Source organism: Streptomyces sp. WMMC500 (genome assembly GCF_027497195.1).
GTDB lineage: Bacteria > Actinomycetota > Actinomycetes > Streptomycetales > Streptomycetaceae > Streptomyces.
The window spans coordinates 7,580,679-7,601,796 of record NZ_CP114905.1 but is presented as its reverse complement, the minus strand read 5'-3'; the positions used below and the strand labels follow the sequence as shown (position 1 = coordinate 7,601,796).

19 protein-coding genes and 1 pseudogene are annotated in these 21,118 nt (G+C 75.0%); 12 read left to right on the top strand and 8 right to left on the bottom strand.

All coding sequences use genetic code 11. From position 1 onward, the window contains the following. Nucleotides 1-59: 59 nt before the first annotated feature. On the top strand, nucleotides 60-1,271 hold the full coding sequence (locus O7599_RS32790; protein ID WP_281619227.1) for an MFS transporter: 1,212 nt from the start codon (nucleotides 60-62) through the stop codon (nucleotides 1,269-1,271). A 37-nt stretch (nucleotides 1,272-1,308) separates the two neighbouring features. Here O7599_RS32790 and O7599_RS32785 read toward each other — a convergent pair whose 3' ends face one another. Continuing rightward, complete coding sequence (locus O7599_RS32785; RefSeq protein WP_281619226.1) at nucleotides 1,309-2,964, bottom strand: FAD-binding dehydrogenase; 1,656 nt, start codon at nucleotides 2,962-2,964, stop codon at nucleotides 1,309-1,311. A 150-nt stretch (nucleotides 2,965-3,114) separates the two neighbouring features. Here O7599_RS32785 and O7599_RS32780 point away from each other — a divergent pair, with 150 nt between their 5' ends. The 6 genes and pseudogenes from O7599_RS32780 to O7599_RS32760 all read left to right on the top strand — a co-directional run bounded on the left by O7599_RS32780 (nucleotide 3,115) and on the right by O7599_RS32760 (nucleotide 7,770). Further along, the gene (locus O7599_RS32780; protein WP_281619225.1) at nucleotides 3,115-3,513 is read left to right on the top strand and encodes a DUF202 domain-containing protein; all 399 of its coding nucleotides are present in this window, start codon (nucleotides 3,115-3,117) and stop codon (nucleotides 3,511-3,513) included. After that, complete coding sequence (locus O7599_RS32775; RefSeq protein WP_281619224.1) at nucleotides 3,510-3,821, top strand: DUF202 domain-containing protein; 312 nt, start codon at nucleotides 3,510-3,512, stop codon at nucleotides 3,819-3,821. The genes O7599_RS32780 and O7599_RS32775 overlap by 4 nt, the downstream gene beginning before the upstream one ends. A gap of 105 nt (nucleotides 3,822-3,926) precedes the next feature. Then, a pseudogene (locus O7599_RS36935) lies at nucleotides 3,927-4,076 on the top strand (AAA family ATPase); the annotation flags it as partial. Between the two features lie 297 nt (nucleotides 4,077-4,373). Next, complete coding sequence (locus O7599_RS32770; protein WP_281623618.1) at nucleotides 4,374-5,300, top strand: MBL fold metallo-hydrolase; 927 nt, start codon at nucleotides 4,374-4,376, stop codon at nucleotides 5,298-5,300. 220 nt (nucleotides 5,301-5,520) lie between these two features. Then, complete coding sequence (locus tag O7599_RS32765) at nucleotides 5,521-6,540, top strand: phosphotransferase family protein (protein ID WP_281619223.1); 1,020 nt, start codon at nucleotides 5,521-5,523, stop codon at nucleotides 6,538-6,540. Between the two features lie 6 nt (nucleotides 6,541-6,546). Beyond that, complete coding sequence (locus tag O7599_RS32760) at nucleotides 6,547-7,770, top strand: acyl-CoA dehydrogenase family protein (RefSeq protein ID WP_281619222.1); 1,224 nt, start codon at nucleotides 6,547-6,549, stop codon at nucleotides 7,768-7,770. Nucleotides 7,771-7,794: 24 nt separating this feature from the next. On the opposite strand, the gene O7599_RS32755 is transcribed toward O7599_RS32760, so the two are convergent. Further along, complete coding sequence (locus O7599_RS32755) at nucleotides 7,795-8,388, bottom strand: TetR/AcrR family transcriptional regulator (RefSeq protein WP_281619221.1); 594 nt, start codon at nucleotides 8,386-8,388, stop codon at nucleotides 7,795-7,797. Between the two features lie 90 nt (nucleotides 8,389-8,478). Next, entirely contained in the window at nucleotides 8,479-9,240 is a 762-nt protein-coding gene (locus tag O7599_RS32750) for an SDR family oxidoreductase (RefSeq protein ID WP_281619220.1), read from the bottom strand. Between the two features lie 182 nt (nucleotides 9,241-9,422). Here O7599_RS32750 and O7599_RS32745 point away from each other — a divergent pair, with 182 nt between their 5' ends. Beyond that, nucleotides 9,423-9,884: a MaoC family dehydratase gene (locus tag O7599_RS32745; RefSeq protein WP_281619219.1), complete on the top strand. Its 462-nt coding sequence runs from the start codon at nucleotides 9,423-9,425 to the stop codon at nucleotides 9,882-9,884. Here the strand turns inward: O7599_RS32745 and O7599_RS32740 are convergent. After that, nucleotides 9,872-10,528 carry a TetR/AcrR family transcriptional regulator gene (locus O7599_RS32740; RefSeq protein ID WP_281619218.1) on the bottom strand — a complete coding sequence of 219 codons (657 nt, stop codon included), beginning with the start codon at nucleotides 10,526-10,528 and terminating at the stop codon, nucleotides 9,872-9,874. The genes O7599_RS32745 and O7599_RS32740 overlap by 13 nt on opposite strands. Before the next feature lie 159 nt (nucleotides 10,529-10,687). Between O7599_RS32740 and O7599_RS32735 the strand changes: the two genes are divergently transcribed. From O7599_RS32735 to O7599_RS32720, 4 genes are all read left to right on the top strand, one after another. Then, nucleotides 10,688-11,347 (top strand): TetR/AcrR family transcriptional regulator, encoded by a 660-nt coding sequence (locus O7599_RS32735; protein WP_281619217.1) that lies wholly within the window; start codon nucleotides 10,688-10,690, stop codon nucleotides 11,345-11,347. A gap of 58 nt (nucleotides 11,348-11,405) precedes the next feature. Then, the gene (locus O7599_RS32730) at nucleotides 11,406-11,918 is read left to right on the top strand and encodes a DUF402 domain-containing protein (RefSeq protein WP_281619216.1); all 513 of its coding nucleotides are present in this window, start codon (nucleotides 11,406-11,408) and stop codon (nucleotides 11,916-11,918) included. A 166-nt stretch (nucleotides 11,919-12,084) separates the two neighbouring features. Next, a complete protein-coding gene (locus tag O7599_RS32725; RefSeq protein WP_281619215.1) occupies nucleotides 12,085-13,290 on the top strand; it encodes a MalY/PatB family protein in 1,206 nt (401 codons plus the stop codon). Next, nucleotides 13,287-14,882, top strand: coding sequence for an amidase (locus O7599_RS32720; RefSeq protein ID WP_281619214.1), 1,596 nt, complete (start codon nucleotides 13,287-13,289; stop codon nucleotides 14,880-14,882). The genes O7599_RS32725 and O7599_RS32720 overlap by 4 nt, the downstream gene beginning before the upstream one ends. Before the next feature lie 147 nt (nucleotides 14,883-15,029). On the opposite strand, the gene O7599_RS32715 is transcribed toward O7599_RS32720, so the two are convergent. From O7599_RS32715 to O7599_RS32700, 4 genes are all read right to left on the bottom strand, one after another. Further along, entirely contained in the window at nucleotides 15,030-15,836 is an 807-nt protein-coding gene (locus O7599_RS32715; protein WP_281623617.1) for a ThuA domain-containing protein, read from the bottom strand. Between the two features lie 8 nt (nucleotides 15,837-15,844). Continuing rightward, on the bottom strand, nucleotides 15,845-18,049 hold the full coding sequence (locus O7599_RS32710; protein WP_281619213.1) for a PQQ-dependent sugar dehydrogenase: 2,205 nt from the start codon (nucleotides 18,047-18,049) through the stop codon (nucleotides 15,845-15,847). A 405-nt stretch (nucleotides 18,050-18,454) separates the two neighbouring features. Next, complete coding sequence (locus O7599_RS32705; RefSeq protein ID WP_281619212.1) at nucleotides 18,455-19,543, bottom strand: Zn-dependent alcohol dehydrogenase; 1,089 nt, start codon at nucleotides 19,541-19,543, stop codon at nucleotides 18,455-18,457. A 68-nt stretch (nucleotides 19,544-19,611) separates the two neighbouring features. Beyond that, a complete protein-coding gene (locus tag O7599_RS32700; RefSeq protein WP_281619211.1) occupies nucleotides 19,612-21,030 on the bottom strand; it encodes an aldehyde dehydrogenase family protein in 1,419 nt (472 codons plus the stop codon). Nucleotides 21,031-21,118: the final 88 nt, after the last annotated feature.

Genomic DNA, 21,118 nt, shown 5'->3' with positions numbered 1-21,118 from the left:
CGGCGGCGGAGAGACGTCGGCGCCCGGAACAGGCTCAACGGGAGGGCGGAGGAGGCCGGGTGGCGAGCACGGGCGAGATACGGCGGGCTCGGTACGCCGTCGCGGCGGTGTTCGCCGCGCACGGCGCCGTCACCGGCAGCTTCGCCACCCGGGTCCCCTGGGTGCAGGACCACGCCGGGATCAGCGCCGGCCAACTCGGCCTCGCGCTGGCGATGCCGGCGCTCGGCGCCGCCACGGCGATGCCGCTCGCGGGCCGGATCAGCCACACCTTCGGCGCCCGCCGCGCGCTGCGCGGGCTGATGGTCATGTGGTGTCTCGCGCTGGTGCTGCCGGCCCTCGCGCCCGGCCTCGCGACGCTCTGCGCGGGCCTGTTCGTGTACGGCGCGACCGCCGGCATGGCGGACGTCGCGATGAACGCGCTCGGCGTCGACGTCGAACAGCGGCTCGGCCGCTCGATCATGTCCGGGCTGCACGGCATGTGGAGCGGCGGCGCGCTCGCGGGGTCCGCGGCCGGCACCGTCGCCGCGCACACCGACCTGGACGGCCGGGTGCACTTCGCGCTCGCCGCCGCCGTCCTCACCGCGGTCTCCGCCGTCGCCTGCCGCTGGGTGCTCGCGCCCGTCGCGCACGCCGACGAGGAGCCGCCGCCGCACTTCGCGCTGCCGCCGCGCTCGGCGCTGCTCATCGGCGCGGTGGGGTTCTGCGCGGTGTTCGCCGAGGGCGCCAGCCTGGACTGGTCGGCGGTCTACCTGCGCGAGGAGATGGACTCCTCGCCCGGCCTCGCCGCCGCGTGCACCACGGGCTTCGCGCTGACGATGGCGGTGGCCCGGCTGGTGGGCGACGCGGTCGTGGAACGCCTCGGCCCGGTGCGCACGGTGCGCGCGGGCGGGGTGCTGGCGACGCTCGGCGGCGTCCTGATCGTCACCTCCTCCGTCCCGGCGCAGGCGATGGCCGGGTTCGGGCTGCTGGGCCTCGGCATCGCGGTCGTGGTCCCGGTGGTCTTCGCGGCGGCGGCGCGGTCCGCCCACGCGCCGAGCCAGGCGATCGCGGGGGTGGCGACGATCATGTACGCCTCGGGGCTGGTCGCCCCGGCGGCGATCGGGCAGGTCGCCGACGCGACGTCGCTGACCGTGTCGTTCGGGCTGGTGACGCTGCTGGCCACCGGGCTCGTCGCGGGCGCGGGGCTGCTGCGCGGGCGGCGCTCGGAGACGAAGGCCGGGGCGCCCGGCGTCCTGCCGGATCCGGCGCCGGCACCGAAGGCGGACTCGTAGCCGCGGGCGGCGTGCCGCCCGCGGCCCCGTACGCCCCTCAGCCCACCGCCTTCGCCGCCGCGCGGCCCGCGGTGCGGCCGGAGAACAGGCACCCGCCGAGGAAGGTGCCCTCCAGCGACCGGTACCCGTGGACGCCGCCCCCGCCGAAGCCGGCGGCCTCGCCGGCCGCGTAGACGCCCGGCAACTGCTCCCCGCCCTCGGTGAGCACCCGCGACGACAGGTCCGTCTCCAGCCCGCCGAGGGACTTGCGGGTGAGGATGTTCAGCCGTACGGCGATGAGCGGGCCGTTCTTCGGGTCCAGGAAGCGGTGCGGGGAGGCGGCGCGCACGAGCTTGTCGCCGAGGAAGTTGCGGGCGCCGCGCAGGGCGGTGATCTGCATGTCCTTGGTGTAGGCATTCTCGATCTCGCGGTCGCGGGCGGCCAGCGTGCGGCGCAGCGCCTCCTCGTCGAGGAGCTTGTCGCCGGTCAGCTCGTTCATGCGGCGTACCAGGGTGCCGAGGTCGCGTTCGACGACGAAGTCGACGCCGTTGTCCATGAACGCCTGCACGGGCGCCGGTGCCCCGGAGCGCGCCCGGCCCAGCACGTCGCGCACGCTCTTGCCGGTCAGGTCCGGGTTCTGCTCGCTGCCGGAGAGGGTGAACTCCTTCTCGATGGCCTTCTGGCTGAGGACGAACCAGGTGTACTCGTGGCCCGACTTCATGATGTGCTCCAGCGTGCCGAGCGTGTCGAAGCCGGGGAAGAGCGGTACGGGCAGCCGGCGGCCGGTCGCGTCCAGCCACAGCGACGAGGGGCCGGGCAGGATGCGGATGCCGTGCCTGGCCCAGATGGGGTTCCAGTTCTCGATGCCCTCGGTGTAGTGCCACATCCGGTCGCGGTTGATCAGCCGGCCGCCGGCGGCCCCGGCGACGTCGAGCATGAGCCCGTCGACGTGCGCCGGGACACCGGAGAGCAGCTTGGCCGGCGGGGTGCCGAGGCGCTCGGGCCAGTGGGCGCGGACGAGATCGTGGTTGCCGCCGATGCCGCCGGAGGTGATGATCACCGCCTGGGCGCGCAGCTCGAACGTGTCGGCCACCTCCCGGGAGCTGGCGGTGCCGCGCGCGGCGTCGCTGGGCGCCAGGATCTCGCCGGTGACGGTGTCGACGGCACCGGCGCTGCGGGCGAGGCCGGTGACGCGGTGGCGGAACCGCATGTCGACGCGGCCGAGTTCGGCGGCTTCGCGCACCCGCCGCTCGAAGGGGGCGACGACGCCGGGTCCCGTGCCCCAGGTGATGTGGAAGCGGGGTACGGAGTTGCCGTGGCCCTCCGCGTCGTAGCCGCCGCGCTCGGCCCAGCCGACGACCGGGAAGAACGACACGTCCATGGAGCGCAGCCAGGCGCGCTTCTCGCCGGCGGCGAAGTCGACGTACGCCTCGGCCCACTTGCGCGGCCAGTGGTCCTCGGCGCGGTCGAACCCGGCGGTGCCGAGCCAGTCCTGCCAGGCCAGCTCGCGGCTGTCGCGGATGCGCATGCGGCGCTGCTCCGGCGAGTCGACGAAGAACAGGCCGCCGAAGGACCAGTGCGCCTGGCCGCCGAGCGCCTGCTCGGGCTCCTGGTCCAGCAGGATCACCCTGCGTCCGGCGTCGGCAAGCTCCGCGGTCGCGGCGAGGCCGGCGAGCCCCGCTCCGATCACGATGACGTCGGCGTCGTGGACCATGGCTGCCGCCCTTCGAAGGTTACCGGTGGGTTCAGATCCTGTTGACTGGGCCGCCGCCCGTCAACCGCCGGGCACGGGGCACTTTCCCGGCCCGCGGGCGGGGCGGGTCGGCCGCCGGGTGCACGAGGGCGTTCGGTTAGGGTCGAGGCCGTGAGCGACCCCGAGCGTCCGTCCGCCGTGCGGCTGTGGTTCGCGCCCCGGCGGCTGCGCGCCGAGGGCCGCACGCCCGACTACCGCTTCTCGCTCGCCAACGAGCGGACCTTCCTGGCGTGGGTACGGACCGCGCTGGCGCTCGTCGGCGGCGGCATCGCCGCGGACCAGTTCCTCACCGACATGTACGGCCCCATCCGCACGGCCATCGCCGCCGTGCTGCTCGCCGGCGGGGCGGTCTGCGCGGTACGGGCCGTCAACCACTGGATCCGCTGCGAGCGGGCGATGCGCCGCGGCGAGGACCTGCCGGAGTCCCGTTTCCCCGGGCTGCTCGCCGTGGGCACGGCGGTGGCGGCGGTGGGGCTGATCGTGGCGGTGCTGGTCGGGACGGGCGGGTGAGCGACGCCCGGGACCCCGCGGCGCAGCCGGAGCGCACGCGGTTCGCGTGGCGGCGTACGACGCTGGCGTTCGCCGTCGTGGTGGTGCTGGAGATACGGCGGCTGGTGGCCGAGGGCGGCTCGGCGGGCGGCTACGCCGGGCTGTCGCTGGCGCTGTGCACGTGGCTGGCGTTCCTGGCGACGGGCCAGCGGCGGATAGCCCAACTGGCCGCGACCGCACCGGCGGCGATGGCGCCGGGACGCGTGCTGGTCGCGGGCGCGTGCGTCGTGGCGTCGGCGACGTCCGCCGCCGTGCTGCTCTTCGTCTGACGGGTCTCCCCGGCAGGTGCCGCTTGCGGGCCGCCGCGCGCGCCGGTGCGTGGTTCTAAGCTCGCAGCAGCACCACAGCGCGGGCGGGAGCTTTCTTGAGGGGGCATGCGCATGGCCGTGACCGTGCCGTTGATCGTCGTCATGGGAGTGTCCGGCTGCGGCAAGACCACGGTGGGCCGGGAGCTGGCCGAGCGGTTGAACGTGCCGTACGCGGACGGCGCGGACATCTGCCGGGAGGCCGGCCTCTCCGGCGGGTTCGCCGAGCCGCCCCACGACGCCGTCGCCGGCTGGCTCCGCAGGCGGGCCGCGAGCGGCGGCGTCGTCAGCAGGACCGCGCTGCGCCGCCGCGACCGCGACCGGCTCGCGGCCGCGGTGCCGGGGCTGTACTTCCTGCACCTGGCGGGCTCGCGGAAGCTGGTCGGCGCGCGGCTGGCCGAGCGCAAGGAGCTGTTCGTGCCGCACGACGTGCTGGACGCGCAGTTCGCGGCGCTCGAACCGCTGGCGCCCGACGAGCACGGGGCGGCGGTCGGCATCGACGGCACGCCGGCGCAGATCGTGGACCGCGCGGTCGACGCCGCCCGCACGCCGTACTGCGTGCAGCTCGCCCCCGGCGTGCACGCCTACATCCAGCCGGACGGCGGCTGGTGCCTGAGCAACGCGGGCTTCGTCAGCGACGGCACGACCACGCTGCTCGTCGACACCGCGGCCACCGAGCGCCGGGCGCGGCTGCTGCGGGAGGCGGTGCTCGCCAGCGGGGCGCCCGAACCGGCGCTCGTGGTCAACACCCACCACCACGGCGACCACACGTACGGCAACAGCGTCTTCGCGCCCGCCACGGTCGTCGGCCACGCCGCGTGCCGGCAGCAGGTGCTCGCCGCGGGGCGCCATCTGGAGCTGGTGTGGCCGGAGGTGGAGTACGGGGACGTGCGGCTGACGGCGCCGGACATGACGTACACGGAGTCGATGACGCTGACCGCGGGCGGCACGGAGGTGCGGCTGCTGCACCCGGGGCCCGCGCACACGGTCGGCGACACGGTGGTGTGGCTGCCGGAGCAGCGGGTCGTGTTCGCCGGGGACATCGCGCTGTGCGGCGGGACGCCGTTCGTCGCGTTCGGCTCGCTCGGGGGCTCGCTGCGGGCGCTGGAGCACCTGCGGTCGCTGGGCGCGGAGACGGTGGTGCCGGGGCACGGGCCGGTGACGGACGCGGGGGTGTTCGACGCGGTGGAGCGGTACCTGCGGTACGTCGGCGAGCTGGCGGCGCAGGGCCGCGCCGCGGGCCGGACGCCGCTGGAGACCGCGCGTGCTGCGGACCCGGAGGCGTTCGCGGGGCTGCGGGAGCCGGAGCGGCTGGTGGCGAATCTGCACCGGGCGTACAGCGAGCTGGCCGGCGAGCCGGAGGGCGGTCCGCTGGACGCGGCGGAGTACTTCGCGGACATGGCGGCGCTGAACGGCGGCGAGATGATGCCCTGCCACGCGTAGCGCCTGCGGCGGGCGCGGCGGGACGAGCACGGAACCCGGCGGTGCGCACAGCGCACACAGCGCACACAGCGCGGCCAGCGCACACAGCGCGGCCAGCGCACACAGCGCGGCTAGCGCGGCCGGCCGGTTCTCCGGCCTGGACTGCATACCGACCGGTCGGCATTATGGACCCGGGCCCCTGACCCGGGCCCCCGCTGCCGCCGTCCCGGAGGGACCCCGTATGAGCGACGACCACCCGCCCGGTCTCGACCTCGACGCGCTGCGCCGTCACCTCGACGCGCGGATTCCCGGGCTCGTCCGCGGCGGGCTCCGCGCCCGGCTCATCGAGGGCGGCCGGTCCAACCTCACGTACGACGTGACCGACGGCACCGGCCGCTGGGTCGTCCGCCGTCCCCCGCTCGGCCACGTCCTCGCCACCGCGCACGACATGGCCCGCGAGCACCGCGTGCTCACCGCCCTGCACCCCACCCCGGTCCCCGTGCCGCGCACGCTGCTGCTCTGCACCGACGACGCCGTGCTCGGCGCCCCCTTCTACGTCATGGAGTCCGTCCCCGGCACGGTGTACCGTACGGCCGGGCAACTGGCCCCGCTGGGCCCGGCGCGCACCCGCGCCGTGGTGGACGGCCTCGTCGACACCCTGGTCCGCCTGCACGCCGTCGACCCCGGTGCCGTGGGCCTCGGCGACTTCGGCCGGCCCGACGGGTTCCTGGAGCGGCAACTGCGCCGCTGGGGCAAGCAGCTCGACGCCTCCCGCAGCCGCGAGCTGCCCGGCATCGACGAGCTGCACGACGCCCTCGCCCGCGACCTGCCGTCCGGCTCCGCGCCCGCCGTCGTCCACGGCGACTACCGCCTCGACAACGCCCTCGTCGACGGCGACGACACCGTGACCGCCGTCCTGGACTGGGAGATGTCGACACTCGGCGACCCGCTCACGGACCTCGGCCTGCTGGCCATGTACAGCAGCAACGCGGGCGGAGACTCCCCCATCGCCACCACCGCCGACGCCCCCGGCCACCCGACCCCCGCCGAGATCACCGCCCGCTACGCCGAGCGGTCCGGCCGGGACGTCTCCCGCGTGTCGTGGTACACGGCCTTCGCGTACTTCAAGCTCGCCGTGATCCTGGAGGGCATCCACTACCGCTTCACGCTCGGCCAGACCGTCGGCGCCGGCTTCGACCGCATCGGCGAGCTCGTGCCGCGCTTCATCGCGGGCGGCCGCACCACTCTGCAGGAAGGCTGACCGGCCATGGACTTCGCACCCGACGCCCGTACCGAGGAACTGCGCGAGCGCCTGCTCGCCTTCATGACCGAGCACGTCTACCCCGCGGAGCCGGTCGCCGCCGCGCAGCTCGCCGAGCAGGGCGACCCGTGGGTGCACCCGCCCGTCGTGCACGAGCTGCGCGCCGAGGCACGCAAGAGGGGGCTGTGGAACCTCTTCCTTCCCGACAGCGCGTACGGCGCCGGCCTGACCAACCTGCAGTACGCGCCGCTCGCCGAGATCACCGGCCGCAGCCCGCACCTGGCGCCGGTGGCGCTCAACTGCAGCGCGCCGGACACCGGGAACATGGAACTGCTGGCCGAGTTCGGCTCGGCGGAGCAGCGCGAGCGGTGGCTGGAGCCGCTGCTGGAGGGACGTATCCGGTCGGCGTTCGCGATGACCGAGCCGGCCGTCGCGTCCTCCGACGCCACGAACGTCGAGACCCGGATCGAGCGGGACGGCGGCTCGTACGTGCTCAACGGCCGCAAGTGGTACATCTCCGGGGCGATGAACCCGGACTGCGCCGTGTTCATCGTCATGGGCAAGACCGACCCGCACGGGCAGGACCCGCGCCGCCAGCAGTCCATGGTCCTCGTCCCGCGCGACACCCCCGGCCTCACCGTCCGCCGGGCCATGCAGGTCTACGGCTTCGAGGACCATCTGCACGGCGGCCACGCCGAGATCGTGCTCGACGACGTACGGGTCCCGGCGGCGCACCTGATCGGCGAGGAGGGCGGCGGTTTCGCCATCGCGCAGGCGCGGCTGGGGCCGGGCCGTATCCACCACTGCATGCGGCTGATCGGCATGGCGGAGCGGGCGATCGAGCTGATGTGCCGGCGCGCGCTGGACCGTTCGGCGTTCGGCAAGGAGCTGGCGCGGCAGGGCGTGGTGCAGACGTGGATCGCGGACGCCCGGGTGGCGGTGGAGCAGTTGCGGCTGCTGGTGCTGAAGACCGCGTGGCTGATGGACACGGTCGGCAACCGCGGCGCGCACACGGAGATCCAGGCCATCAAGATCGCCGTGCCGCGCGAGGTCACCGGCATCCTGGACCGCGCGGTGCAGTTGCACGGCGCCGCGGGCGTCAGCCAGGACACGCCGCTGGCCGAGCTGTGGGCGGGCGCGCGCACGCTGCGGCTGGCGGACGGTCCGGACGAGGTGCACCAGCGGTCGCTGGCCCGGCGCGAGTTGAGGAAGTACGCGCCGGGCGCGTGAGTCGTACGCCCGGAGCTTCGGGCGCTACGGGCGCAGCGCGCGCATCAGTAGCTCGGCCAGGTGGTCGCCGACCTCCCGCGCCGACATCGGCCCGTCCCTGCGGTACCAACTGCCCAGGTGGTGCAGCGCCCCGAAGTGGTAGTCGACCACCAGGTCGGCCGGCGTGACGGTGGAGAACACGCCGGTGGCCTGGCCCTCCTCGATCAGGCTGCGGAACCGCTCGTGGTAGCGGCGCCGCTCGGCCCGTACCTCCTTGGACTTCTCCGGGCTCAGCATGTGCATCGAGCGGAAGAAGATGAGCGCGTCCTCGTGATGGTCGACGGTGGTGACGACGACGTCCGCGGCGGCCTCCCGCAGGCGGTACTCGACCGGGGCGTCCAGCGCCGCGAAGTGGTCGAGGCGCTCCTGCTGGAGCCGCAGGAGGCGGCCGTAGATCTCGTGCAGCAGGTCGTCCTTGGAGCCGAAGTAGTGGTAGAGGGCGCCCTTGGTGACGCCCGCCGCCTCGACGAGTTCCTGCACCGAGGTGCGGTCGAAACCCCGCTCCGCGAAGAGCCTCGTGGCGGCGGCGAGCAGCCGCTCCGGCACCGTCCCGCCGCTCCCGCCCGTCGTCGTCGCCATCTCCTCGCCCTTTCGTCGTTCCGGCCTCCAGTGTCGGCCCTGCGCCCCGGCGCGTCCCGGCGGGCGGGAGGGACCCGCGGGGCGCCCGCGTCAGCCCCGGCCGTCCTCCAGTGTCCGCTGCAGGTGGTTCATGCCCGCCAGCCAGCGGTCCGGGTCTGTGGCGCGGAGAGCGCTGTAGCCGGCGACCTCGGGGTGCGGCAGGATCAGGAAGCGGTCCTCGGCGATGCCGGCCAGGACGGCGTCGGCCACCTGCTCGGGTTCGAGGGCGCCGGGGACGAGGACGAGGTCCCCGGCGGCGCCGGTGGCGCGGAGCATGTCGGTGCGTACGCCCTGGGGACAGACCGCGTGCACGGCGATGCCGCGGTGGCGGTACGTGAGGGACAGCCACTCGGCGAAGGCGAGCGCGGCGTGCTTGGTGACGCTGTACGGGGCGGCGCCGACCATCGACAGCAGGCCGGCGGCCGAGACGGTGGCGACGAACCGGCCCTCGCCGCGCTCCAGCCACTCCGGCAGCAGTTCGCGCGCGGCCCGCACGTGGGCCATGACGTTGACGTCCCAGGCGGCGGACCACTCGTCGTCCGCGGCCTCGGGGCCGCCGCCGGTGGCGACGCCTGCGTTGGCGCAGAAGAGGTCGATGCCGCCGAGCGCCTCGCGGCCGGCGGCCACGGCGCCGGAGGCGTCGCCGGGCAGCGCGACGCCGCCGATCCCGGCTGCCACGGCCGCTGCCCTGTCGGCGTCGAGGTCGTTGACGGCGACCCGGGCACCCGCCGCGGCGAGCCGCCGCGCCAGCGCGGCGCCGATGCCGGCGCCGCCGCCGGTGACCACCGCCCGCGCGTCCCGCACGCTGCCCATGGTGCCCCTTCCCCGCGGTTGCCGACACCGCGCAGACTAACCGGTCGGTATGCCGCGGGGAAGCTCTCGGACAGGAGCCGCCACCGGCGGCGCGGCCGTTGACAGTCACCCGCGGTCCGACCATGCTAAGCAGTCGCTTAGACCATCCCGACGCAACCCTCGTCCGCCCCGGGAGGCACGCCATGGCAGAGCCCCGCACGTTCACCTCGGTCGACGAGCTGAAGGGCGCGGTGGGCGAGCAGTTGGGGCCCACCGACTGGGTGGAGATCGACCAGCGGCGCATCGACCTGTTCGCCGAGGCGACCGGCGACCACCAGTGGATCCACGTCGACCCGGAGCGGGCCGCCGGCGGCCCGTTCGGCGGCACGATCGCCCACGGGTACCTCACGCTCTCGCTGCTGCCGCTCTTCGGCCCCCAGCTCATCGACGTCACGGGCGTCCGCATGGGCGTCAACTACGGCACGAACAAGGTGCGCTTCCCCGCCCCCGTCCCCGTGAACTCCCGGCTGCGGGCGTCCGCCGTGATCGTGGACGTGACCGAGGTCGCGGGCGGCGTGCAGCTCGCCGTGCGGTACACGGTCGAGCGCGAGGGCGGCGAGAAGCCCGTGTGCGTCGCGGAGTCGGTGGTCCGCTACTCCTTCTGACCGCCCCGCGCGTTCTCCTTCTGACCGCCCCGCGCGTCCGGCGCCGCGACCATCCGGCCGACCAGGTCCGCGTACAGCGCCCCCACCTCGCCCGGCGGCCTGCTGCCCGCCGCGCTGAACCAGCGGGCCACGTCCACGCAGAGCGACAGCACGGCCAGCGCCGTCCCCGGCACGTCGGCCACCGCGAACTCGCCGTCCCGTACGCCGTCCTCGATGATCCCGCGCACCAGCCGGTCGATGTCCCGCCGCAGCGCGACGATCTCCGCGTAGTGCTCCTCGCCGAGCGCCGCCAGCTCGTACTGCACCACGCGCGCCGTCGTGTGGTGCTCCGCGTGCCAGCGCGCGAAGGTCCGTACGGCGCGCGCCAGCCGCTCCCCCGCCGTGCCCTCGGACTCCGCCGCGGCGGCGATGACCCCCCGGGCCCGCTCGTGGCCGACGCGGCTGATGCGGAAGAGCAGCTCTTCCTTGGTCCTGAAGTGGATGTACAGCGCGGCAGGGCTCATCCCGGCACGGCCGGCGATGTCGCGGGTGGTGGTGGCGTGGTAGCCGCGCTCCGCGAAGGCCTCGACCCCCGCGGTGAGCAGCCGCTGCGCCGCCTCCGGCTCGACGCCGCCCCAGGCCGCGGGCTCCTGGACGTCCTGCATGCTCGCTCTCCGCTCTCCCGGGGGCCGCGGAGAACACCCTACCCCCCGACGCTGAGCAAGCGCTTAGGCCCTCGCGACCCGGCCGGGCGGCCGGTGCCCGGGCCGTGACCGCGGTTAGCGCTGCTAGTTTCCGGCTTCGCCCGCTCTAAAATGTGCGGCATGGCCCGCCCCCGCAAGCCCCTGCTGAGCCGCGCGCGCATCGTCACGGCGGCGCTCGCCCTCGTGGACGCCGAGGGGCTGCAGGCCCTGTCCACCCGGCGGCTCGCCGCCGAGCTGGGCGTCAGCGGGCCGTCGCTGTACAACCACTTCACGACGAAGGACGAACTGCTGGACGCCGCCGTCGACGCCGTCGTCGCGGAAGTCGACCTGTCGATGTTCGCGGACGGCTCGCCGTGGCCCGACGCGCTGCTCGCCTGGGCCAGGTCGTACCGGGCGGCGCTGGCCGCGCACCCGAACATCGTGCCCGTGCTCGCCCAGGGCCCCGGCCGCAGGCCGGCGTCGCTGCGGCTGGCGGACGCCGTCTTCGGCGGCATGGTCGCCGCGGGCTGGCCGCCGGCGCATGCCACCCGGGTCGGCGCGCTGATGCGGTACTACGTGGCCGGCTCCGCGCTCGGCTCGTTCGCGGGCGGCTTCGTCGCCGACCCCGCTGTGTACCGCCCGGAGGACCACCCGGATGCCTACCCGCACCTCGGCCGGGCGCATCTGCTGGCGGAGCACCGGCGGGAGGTGGACGAGGGCGCGTTCGACACCGGGCTGCGGGCCCTCGTGGACGGGCTGCGCATGCAGTTCGCCCAGCTCAGCGGGCAGCCGTCGGGCTGACGCGGGCCGGGCACCGGGGCGGCGCGGCGCGGGCCGCGGCCGGGGCTATGATCCCGCAATGGCCGACCTGGTACGCGTGATCTACCGCAAGTACGACGGCACCCTCCACTGGAACTCGACCATGCGCCGCCTCGGCGAGGACGAGCACGGCGTGTGGCTCGGCCAGCCGCCCGGCGGCACGTCGCGCAAGGGCACGGGACCGCCCGTGACCCTCGAGTGCGCGCACGTGGCGCTCTTCCCCCGCGACGCCTGGTGGACCGCCGAGTTCAACGCCCCGCCGCGGCGCACCGACCTCTACGCGGACGTCACCACTCCGCCGCGCTGGCGCTCGGCCGCGGAGGTCACCATGGTGGACCTGGACCTCGACGTCGCCCGGCGGCGCGGGGAGCACGCGCCGCGGCTGCTGGACGAGGACGAGTTCGCCGAACACCGGGTGCGCTACGGCTACTCGGAGGAGACCGTGGCGCGCGCGACGGCGTCGGCGCAGTGGCTGATGGCGGCGGTGACGGAGGGCGCGGAGCCGTTCGCCGGGGCGTACCGGCGGTGGCTGGCACAGGTGGCGGAGGGCTAGCCGTGCCGGGTTCCGGTCCGGTGCGCCGGCCGGCCGCCGGGCGTCGCGTCGGGAGGCGGGAATTCGCAGGTCCGGTGTCGGCGGGCCGACCTACGATGGCAGGCATGGCCCGATCGGACAGTCCCCTCGCCCGCCCCGTCCCGCCACGCCCCGCGGGCGGGCGCCGGTGAGCGCCGGGGCGCCCGGCGTCCCGGTGGCCGACCCGCTGCGCGGGCCGTCGCTCGCGGAGTTGCGCCGGCGGACGTCGATGAAGTGGCGGACGTACCCGCCCGACGTGCTGCCGCTGTGGGTCGCCGAGATGGACACGCTGCTCGCCGAGCCCGTCGCCGAGGCGGTGCGGACCGCGATCGACCTGGGCGACACCGGGTACGCCACCGTCGAGCCGTACGCCGAGGCCCTGGCGGAGTTCGCCGGGCGCCGCTGGGACTGGCGGATTCCGGCCGAGCGGGTCGCCCTCGTGCCGGACGTGATGCTCGGCATCGTCGAGGTGCTGAAGCTGGTCACGGGCCCGGACGACGCCGTCGTCGTCAACTCCCCGGTCTATCCGCCGTTCTACGCCTTCACCGAGAACCTGGGCCGGCGCGTGGTCGAGGCCCCGCTCGGCAAGGACCGCCGCATCGACCTCGGCGCCCTGGACGAGGCGTTCACCGCCGCCCGCGCCGGCGGCCACCGCGCGGCGTTCCTGCTGTGCAGCCCGCACAACCCGACCGGCACCGTGCACACGGCCGCCGAGCTGGCGCAGGTCGCCGTGCTCGCCGGGGAGCACGGGGTGCGGATCGTCGCCGACGAGATCCACGCCCCGCTGGTGCCGCCGGGCACCGGCGCCAGGCACGTGCCGTATCTGACGGTGCCGGGGGCCGGGCGGGGCTTCGCGCTGCTGTCGGCGTCGAAGGCGTGGAACCTCGCGGGGCTGAAGGCGGCGGTGGCCGTCGCCGGCGAGGAGTCGGCGGGCGACCTGGCGCTGCTGCCGGAGGAGGTCTCGCACGGGGCCAGCCACGTCGGGGCGATCGCGCACGTGGCGGCGTTCCGGCACGGCGACCCGTGGCTCGACGCGCTGCTCGCCGGGCTGGACGAGAATCGCCGGCTGCTCGGGCGGCTGCTGGCGGAGCGGCTGCCGGGGGTGGAGTACCGCGTTCCGGACGGTACGTTCCTGGCCTGGCTGGACTGCCGCGCGCTGGGGCTCGGGGACGATCCCGCGGCGGTGTTCCTGGAGCGGGGGCGCGTGGCGCTGGCGTCGGGGATCCCGTTCGGCACGGGCGGCGCCGGCCACGCGCGGCTCAACTTCGCCACCTCGCCCGAGGTGTTGACCGAGGCGGTGGACCGGATGGCCGCCGCCGTGGAAGCGTCACCCCAGCCGGGAGGCAGAGCATGACCGACGACGTCACCGAGGACCGGCAGGACGGCCCGGCCGCGCGCGCACGCGGCGCCGCGGACAGCAAGCGCGGCACGGCCGCCGGGAAGCGCGGCGCGCCGGCCGGGCGCGGCGGCCCGGGCGCCGGTGCCCGCGCGCGCGACGCGGCGGCGCCCGCGGACGGCACGCCCGCGGACCGTGCGCGCGTCCACGCCTTCCGTGACGACGCCCTCGGCGCGCACGACGCGGTCGCCCTCGCCGCCCTCGTCCGCGCCGGCGAGGTCGGCGCCGGTGAGCTGGCCCGCGCCGCCGTCGAGCGCATCCGCCTCGTCGAGCCCGAGCTGCACGCCGTCGCCGTCCCCGCCTATGACACGTACGAGCGGGACGGCGCGGCCACCGGCCCGCTGGCCGGCGTGCCCACCCTGCTCAAGGACAACACCGACTACGGGGGCCTGCCCACCGGCCACGGCAGCGCCGCCTTCACCCCGCGCACCGCGCCGCGGCACGCGCCGTTCACACGCCAGTTCCTCAGCACCGGCATGACGTTCCTCGGCAAGACCCGGCTGCCGGAGTTCGGCTTCAACGCCAGCACGGAGTACGAGAACGACGAGCCGGTCCGCAACCCCTGGCACCCCTCCTACTCCCCCGGCGGCTCCTCCGGGGGCAGCGCCGCGCTCGTCGCCTCGGGCGCCGTGCCGATCGCGCACGCCAACGACGGCGGCGGCTCCATCCGCATCCCCGCCGCGTGCTGCGGGCTCGTCGGCCTCAAGCCGACCCGGGGCCGGGTCGTCGCCAACGAGACGGGCCGCCGGCTGCCCATCGACATGGTCGGCGACGGCGTCCTGAGCCGGTCCGTGCGCGACACCGCCGCGTTCCTCGCCGCGGCCGAACGGCACTGGCGCAACCCGCGCATGCCCCCGCTCGGCCTGGTCGAGGGCCCGGGCTCGCGCCGCCTGCGCATCGGCCTGGTGGCGGAGTCGCCGACCGGCGCCCCGACCGACGCCGCCACGCGCGCGGCGGTGGCCGCGGTCGCCACGGCGCTGGAGGGGCAGGGGCACGCGGTCGAGCCGTACGCGCTGCCGCTCGACGGCCGGTTCGAGCAGGACTTCATCTCCTACTGGGGTCTGCTCGCCTTCCTCGCCGGCGCCGGCGGCCGGTTCGTGTACGACCGGCACTTCGACGGCCGCCGGATGGACGGGCTCAGCAAGGGCCTGCGGGCGACGTACCTGCGCCGGATGCACACCACCCCGGCGTTCCTGCGCCGCCTGCGCCGCGCGGCGGACGAGGCGTACGACGCCGCGCTCACCCGCTACGACGTGCTGCTCTCCCCGGTCCTCGCGCACACCACCCCGCGCCTGGGACACCTGTCGCCCAACGTCCCGTACGAGGAACTGCTGAACCGCCTGCGCGCGTACGTGGCCTTCACGCCGATCAACAACATCAACGGCAGCCCGGCCGTCTCACTGCCCGCCCCCGCCACCGACCCGGCACCCGCGGGCGGCATGCCGGTCGGCGTGATGCTCTCGGCGGCCCACGGCGACGAACGCACGCTGCTGGAGCTGGCCTTCGCGCTGGAGGCCGACCGGCCCTGGCGCCGGATCCAGGACGTCTGAGGGACGGACCAGGTGCCCGGCCGGGACGGCCGGGCACCTGGGTTCGGCGGTGGGGTGGTCGGCGTGCCACCCGTTCGCCGTGCCGGCCCGGGGGCCGGTCCGTCGTCGCCGCCCCTCGCGGCGACGACGGGTCTCGGGGACAGGGGCTCAGGCGCAGTCCGCCTCCACCGCGCCGGCCGACCAGCGGACGCCGCCGAGGAGGTGGCGTACGAAGTCGGGCTCGGCGAACGACTCGGCGGTGTGGCCGCCGCCGGTGTAGAACGACCGGCCGCCCTCGTACTCCTGGCACCAGGCGATGGGGTGGTCCTCGCCCATCTGCCCGCCGTCGTAGGTCGACTCGTCGAGCGTGGCCAGCACGTGCGCGGTGCCGCGCGGGTTGGCCCGGTAGTCGTACCACTCGTCGTTACGGACCCACTGGTCGTCCAGGTGCGCGGTGGCGTCGTGCGCGTGGTCCTCCACCTGCACCGTGGCCTCCTGGATGTGCGGGTGGGAGGCGAACCAGGCGCCGACCAGCTCGCCGTAGAACGGCCAGTCGTACTCGGTGTCAGCGGCCGCGTGGATGCCCATGTAGCCGCCGCCGCCCGTGACGTAGCCCTCGAACGCGGTCTGCTGCGCCGCGTCGAGCACGTCGCCCGTCGTGTGCAGGAAGACGACCGTCTCGTACTGCGCGAGGTTCTCCGCCGTGAACGCCCCGGCGTCCTCCGTGGCCGTGACGGTGAAGTCGTTCTCGGTGCCCAGTTGGGTGAGCGCCGCGACGCCCTCGTCGATCGAGTCGTGCCGGAAGCCGGCCGTCTTGGAGAAGACCAGCACGTCGAAGGGGGCCGCTTCGGCGGCGGGCGCGGCCGGAGGTTCGGGTGCCGGCGACGCCGTCGCGCCGGTCATCGGCACCGCCGCCGCGCACAGCAGCGCGCACGCCGCGGCCGGGACGGCGAGCCGCCGGGCCCGCCGCTTCATGTTGTCGGTCACTGTTCGCCTCCGGAGCCGATGGTGAAGGAGTCGACGGTGAAGGGCGCGTCGGCCGCGCCCGTGAAGACCAGGTGGAGCGTCGTGGTCTCGGCCGGCGCGTCGGCCAGCGTGGTGGTCACGTCCTCGTACGTGTCCGCGCCCCCCGTCGCCGGCACGTCGACCGTGCCGAGCAGCGTCCCGTCCGGTGCGTCGGCGCGGACCTCGATGCTGCCGCCCGCCGCCTCCGCGGCCACGCGGGCGGTGAAGTCGCCGTCCTGGAGCAGGTACGGGGAGAACGCGATCCAGTCGCCGTCGTCGATGCCGCCGGCCCGCGTGCCGCCCTCCGCCGACTCGGCCTCCTCGACCTCGACGCCCTCGGTGGTCTTGAAGTGCTCCGCCTGCCGGTGCCGGGGCTGCGCGAGGTGCTGGTCGGTGACGATCGTGCCGTCCGCGTCCGTGTACTTGGCGGTGAAGACGCCGAAGATGTTGGCGCTCACGTCGTGCCCGCCGTCCGTGGGCGTCTGCAGGGTGCCGGAGCAGCCCGAGGCGGAGGCGAGGTGGTGGGCGTGCGAGTCGTGGCCCAGGAGGTAGTCGAGCGTCACCTTCGAGCAGTCGACCTCACCGCCGTCGGGGTCGGTCACCTCGATCTCGAAGTCCACGGCGTCGCCGAACTCGAAGAGCTGCCCGTCGCCGGGGAGCTTCAGCTCCACCGTGGCCGCGCTCTCGGCCTTCGGCGTGCCGCTGTCCGCGCCGCCGGCCTTCACCACCTTGGGCTCTTCACCGGCCGAGGCGCCGCCCGCCTGCCCTGCCGGCACGTTCTCGATGCGGTAGAGCGCGCTGGAGGCGTCGCCGCTGCCGAAGCCGGTGCCGTAGTCCAGGACGTACAGCGCCCCGTCGGGCCCGAAGGCCATGTCCATCACCTGCGTGCCGGACCAGGGGAAGGCGTTGATGGACTCGACCCCGCCGGAGCCGTCGACCTTGATGTTCTTGATCCAGCGGCGGCCGAACTCGCCGGCGAAGTAGTCCCCGTCGAACTCCTCGGGGAACTTCACGGCCGAGTCGAGACCGGCGTCGTAGTTGTAGACGGGGCCGCCCATCGGGGATTCGGAGCCGTTGCCGAACTCGGGGACGGAGTTGCCGTCGTAGGGGATCCAGGCGGCCTGGGCCGGCGGCAGCTCGGTCAGGCCGGTGTTGTGCGGCGAGTTGTTGACCGGAGCGCCGCAGTTGAAGGCGCCGCCGGAGGAGCCGTTGCCGAAGTCGTAGTCGACGTAGGCGTCGTTGTCGCCGGTGCAGTACGGCCAGCCGAAGTTACCGGGCTCGGTGATGCGGTTGAACTCGACCTGGCCGCCGGGGCCGCGGGTGCCGCTGGCCGATCCGGCGTCGGGGCCGTAGTCGCCGAGGTAGACGACTCCCGTGGCCTTGTCGACGCTCATCCGGAACGGGTTGCGAAAGCCCATGGCGTAGATCTCGGGCTTTGTCTTCTCCGTGCCGGGGGCGAAGAGGTTGCCGTCGGGGATGTCGTACGAGCCGTCCGCGTTGACCTTGATCCGCAGCACCTTGCCGCGCAGGTCGTTGGTGTTGGCGGAGGAGCGCTGGGCGTCGAACGCGGGGTTGCGGTTGCCGCGCTCGTCGATGGGCGTGTAGCCGTCCGAGGCGAACGGGTTGGTGTCGTCGCCGGTGGACAGGTAGAGATTGCCCTCGGCGTCGAAGTCGATGTCACCGCCCACGTGGCAGCACTGCCCGCGGGAGGTGGGGACCTCCAGCACGGTGACCTCGCTGCCCATGTCCAGCGTGCCGTTCTCGCCGAGGACGAACCGGGAGAGCCGGTTGACGCCGTCGAAGGGCGCGAAGTCGGCGGGGGTGCCCGTCTCGGGGGCGCCGCCGCCGGGGGTGTTCAGGGGCGGGGCGTAGAAGAGGTAGACGAAGCGGTTCTGCGCGAAGCCCGGGTCGGCGGCGACGCCCTGCAGGCCCTCCTCGTCGTTGGAGTAGACGGAGAGCTTGCCCGCGACGCTGGTGTCGCCGTTCGCGTTGGTCAGGCGCACCGTGCCGTCGCGCGCGGTGTGCAGCACCGACCGGTCCGGCAGCACGGCCAGCGACATGGGCTCGCCCATCTCGGGCACGCCCTTGGCCAGCTCCACCTGCCGGAACTCCGCGGCCGCGGCCGCGGGCGGGGCGGCCGTGGCCGTCTGGCTGACGGTAAGCGCGACCACGCCCGATGTCACGAGCAGGCCGCCTGACAATGCGGCGATGACCTTTCTGAGTTTCCTGTGCACGCGTTGCCTCCGGGGAGAGGGTCGGTGGGGGGTTGCACAGGCGCGCGCCGTCGCGCCACGGGGCGGCGGCGTCCGAGTGAGGGGGTGACGACGCCGTCCCGGTTGACCGGTCCGCAACAAGTTAACTTCTTTTCCTCACCCTGGGAACTGCTTCGACTCAACCGCAAACAAACTTTATCCACCAAGAGTCAAAAGCCCGGGGGAGTTGACCGAAAGCACATCCGGCGGCCCAGGTGCCTCCAAGAAGTGAAGACAAGGGCGTTGTCGCAGCTTGATCGTCAGGGCACTTTCTTTCCGCCCGCCGGGACGTCCGTCAAGTAATCGGCTGACGGTGTGCGGAAGGCGGCGGTCCGCTCAGAAGACCACGAGCGCCCGGCCCCCGCGCCCCGCGAGCATCGCCTCGAAGGCCGCCGGGATGCCGTCCAGCCCGATGCGAGCGGTGACGAGCCCGCCGAGGTCCAGCTCCCCGGTGCGTACGTGGGCGGCGATGACGGGCAGGTCGCGGGCCGGGTCGCTGTTGCCGTAGACGCAACCGGCGAGCGTGCGGCCGAAGTAGAACAGCTCCAGCGCCGAGAACGACACCCGGTCCTCCTGCCCGCCGATGCCGACGACCGTCGTCCGCCCGCCGCGGCGCGTGCAGGACCAGGCGGCACGGATCGACTCCGCCCGGCCGGCGCACTCGATCGCCACGTCGGCGCCGATCCCCGCCGTCAGCGTCCGGATCCGCTTCGCGGTGTCGCGCCCCCCGCCCGGCGCCGCGAGGACGAAGTCGGTGGCCCCGGCGGCGCGGGCCAGCTCCTCCTTCGCCGGCGACACGTCCACCGCCACGAGCGGCCCGGCGCCCGCGATCCTGGCGGCCTGCAGCACGGCGAGCCCCACACCGCCGGCGCCGAAGACGGCGACCGACTCCCCGGCCCGCACCGCGGCGGCGTGGTGCACGGCGCCCCAGCCGGTGAGTACGGCGCAGCCGAGGAGCGCGCCGTCGGCCAGCGGCACCCCGGCGGGCAGGGGGAGCACGGCGCGCGCGGGGACGACGGTCTCCTCGGCGAAGGCGGCGGTGCCCAGGCCCGGGTAGAGCCCGGCGCCGTCGCGGGTGGCGTACGGCTCGGCCGCGGCGGCGCCGGCGGCGGCGCACAGCCACGGCTCGCCGAGCCGGCAGTGGTGGCACGCGCCGCAGGACGGGGCCCAGTTGAGCACCACCTCGTCGCCGGCGGCCACGCCGGTGACGCCCTCGCCGACCGCGACGACGGTGCCGGCGCCCTCGTGGCCGAGCACCGCGGGCGCGGGCTGGCTCAGGGTGCCGTTGGCGAGGGAGAGGTCGGAGTGGCAGACGCCGGCGGCGGCGAGCCGGACGCGCACCTGGCCGGGGCCGGGGGCGGGGATGTCGATGTCGGCGAGTTCGAGCGGGGAGCCGATCGCGGGCAGGACGGCGGCGCGGGTCATCGGTGGCTCCGTCTCTCGGGGGCGTCTCGGGGGCGTCTCGGGGGGTCTCGGGTGCGTGGGTACGTACGTCAGAACTGCAGCGACTTGGTGTGCAGGAACTCCGTGAGCCCGGCCACCCCCAGCTCGCGGCCGATGCCGGACTGCTTGTAGCCGCCGAACGGCGCCAGCGGGTCGAACTTCCCGCCGTTGACGGTGACCGTTCCGGTCTCCATCCGCCGCGCGAACGCCACCGCCGTCGCGTCGTCGCCCGCCCACACGGCGCCGGCGAGGCCGTAGACCGTGCCGTTGGCGATGCGCAGGGCGTCGTCCTCGTCCTCGTACGGCATGATCGCGAGCACCGGCCCGAAGATCTCCTCCTGCGCGATGGTCATCTCCGGCGTGACGTCGGCGAAGACGGTGGGCTGGACGAAGTAGCCCCGCCCCCGCCCCGCCGGCGCCTCGGGCCCGCCCGCGAGGAGCACGGCGCCTTCGGCGGTGCCCCGCTCGATGTAGCCGCGGACGCGGTCGCGCTGGGCGGCGCTGACGACGGGGCCGAGGCGGGTGGCGGGGTCGCGGGGATCGCCGGGGGCGTACTTGGCGACGGCGGTGGTGGCGAGGGTGAGCGCCTGGTCGTACGCGGCCCGGTGGACGAGCATCCGGGTCCAGGCGTTGCAGGACTGGCCGGAGTTGGCCATGACGTTCGCGACGCCCACGCTGACGGCCCTGGCGAGGTCGGCGCCCGGCAGGATGACGTTCGCGGACTTGCCCCCCAGCTCCAGCGCCACGGGCTTGACCGCCGCGCCCGCCGCCGCGGCGACGGTCCGGCCGACGGCGGTGGAGCCGGTGAACGACAGGAAGTCGGTGCCGGGGTGCTCCACCAGCGCGCGGCCGGCCTCGGCGCCGAGCCCGGTGACGACGCCCAGGACGCCGGGCGGGAAGCCGGCCGCGGCGACGGCCTCCGCGAAGAGGCGGGCGACCAGCGGGGTGTTCTCGGCGGGCTTGAGCACCACGGCGCAGCCGGCGGCGAGCGCCGGGGCGGCCTTGGCGACGATCTGGTGCAGCGGGTAGTTCCACGGCGTGATGGCGCCGACGACGCCCACGGGCTCGTGCAGGACGGTGGAGTTGCCGGCCTTCTCCTCGTACGGGAACGAGGCGCCGATGTCCGCGTACGAGGCGGAGACGGCGACCGGCACCGTGGCGTGCACCTTCCGGCTGAACGTCAGCGGCGCGCCCAGTTCCGCGGTGACCGTCGCGGCGACGTCCTCCGCCCGGGCGGCGAGCGCGTCGCTGAGCGCCCGAACGCGCGCGGCCCGCTCGGCGGGCGGGGTCGCCGCCCAGTCGGGGAACGCGGCGCGGGCGGCGGCGACGGCGGCGTCCACGTCGGCGGCGGTGCCGGCCGGGACGGTGGCGATGACCTGCTCGTCGGCGGGGTCGACGACCTCGATGACGCCGTCGCCGGCGGCGGGCCGCCAGCGGCCGTCGAGGAACATGCCGTCGTGAGCCTGCATCGGTACGTCTCCCGGTGGGTCGGCGGTGTGCGTACGGCACCAAACTAGCGCCGGTAGTTTTCGGCGCCCAGGGCGGCCGGGAGTGCGG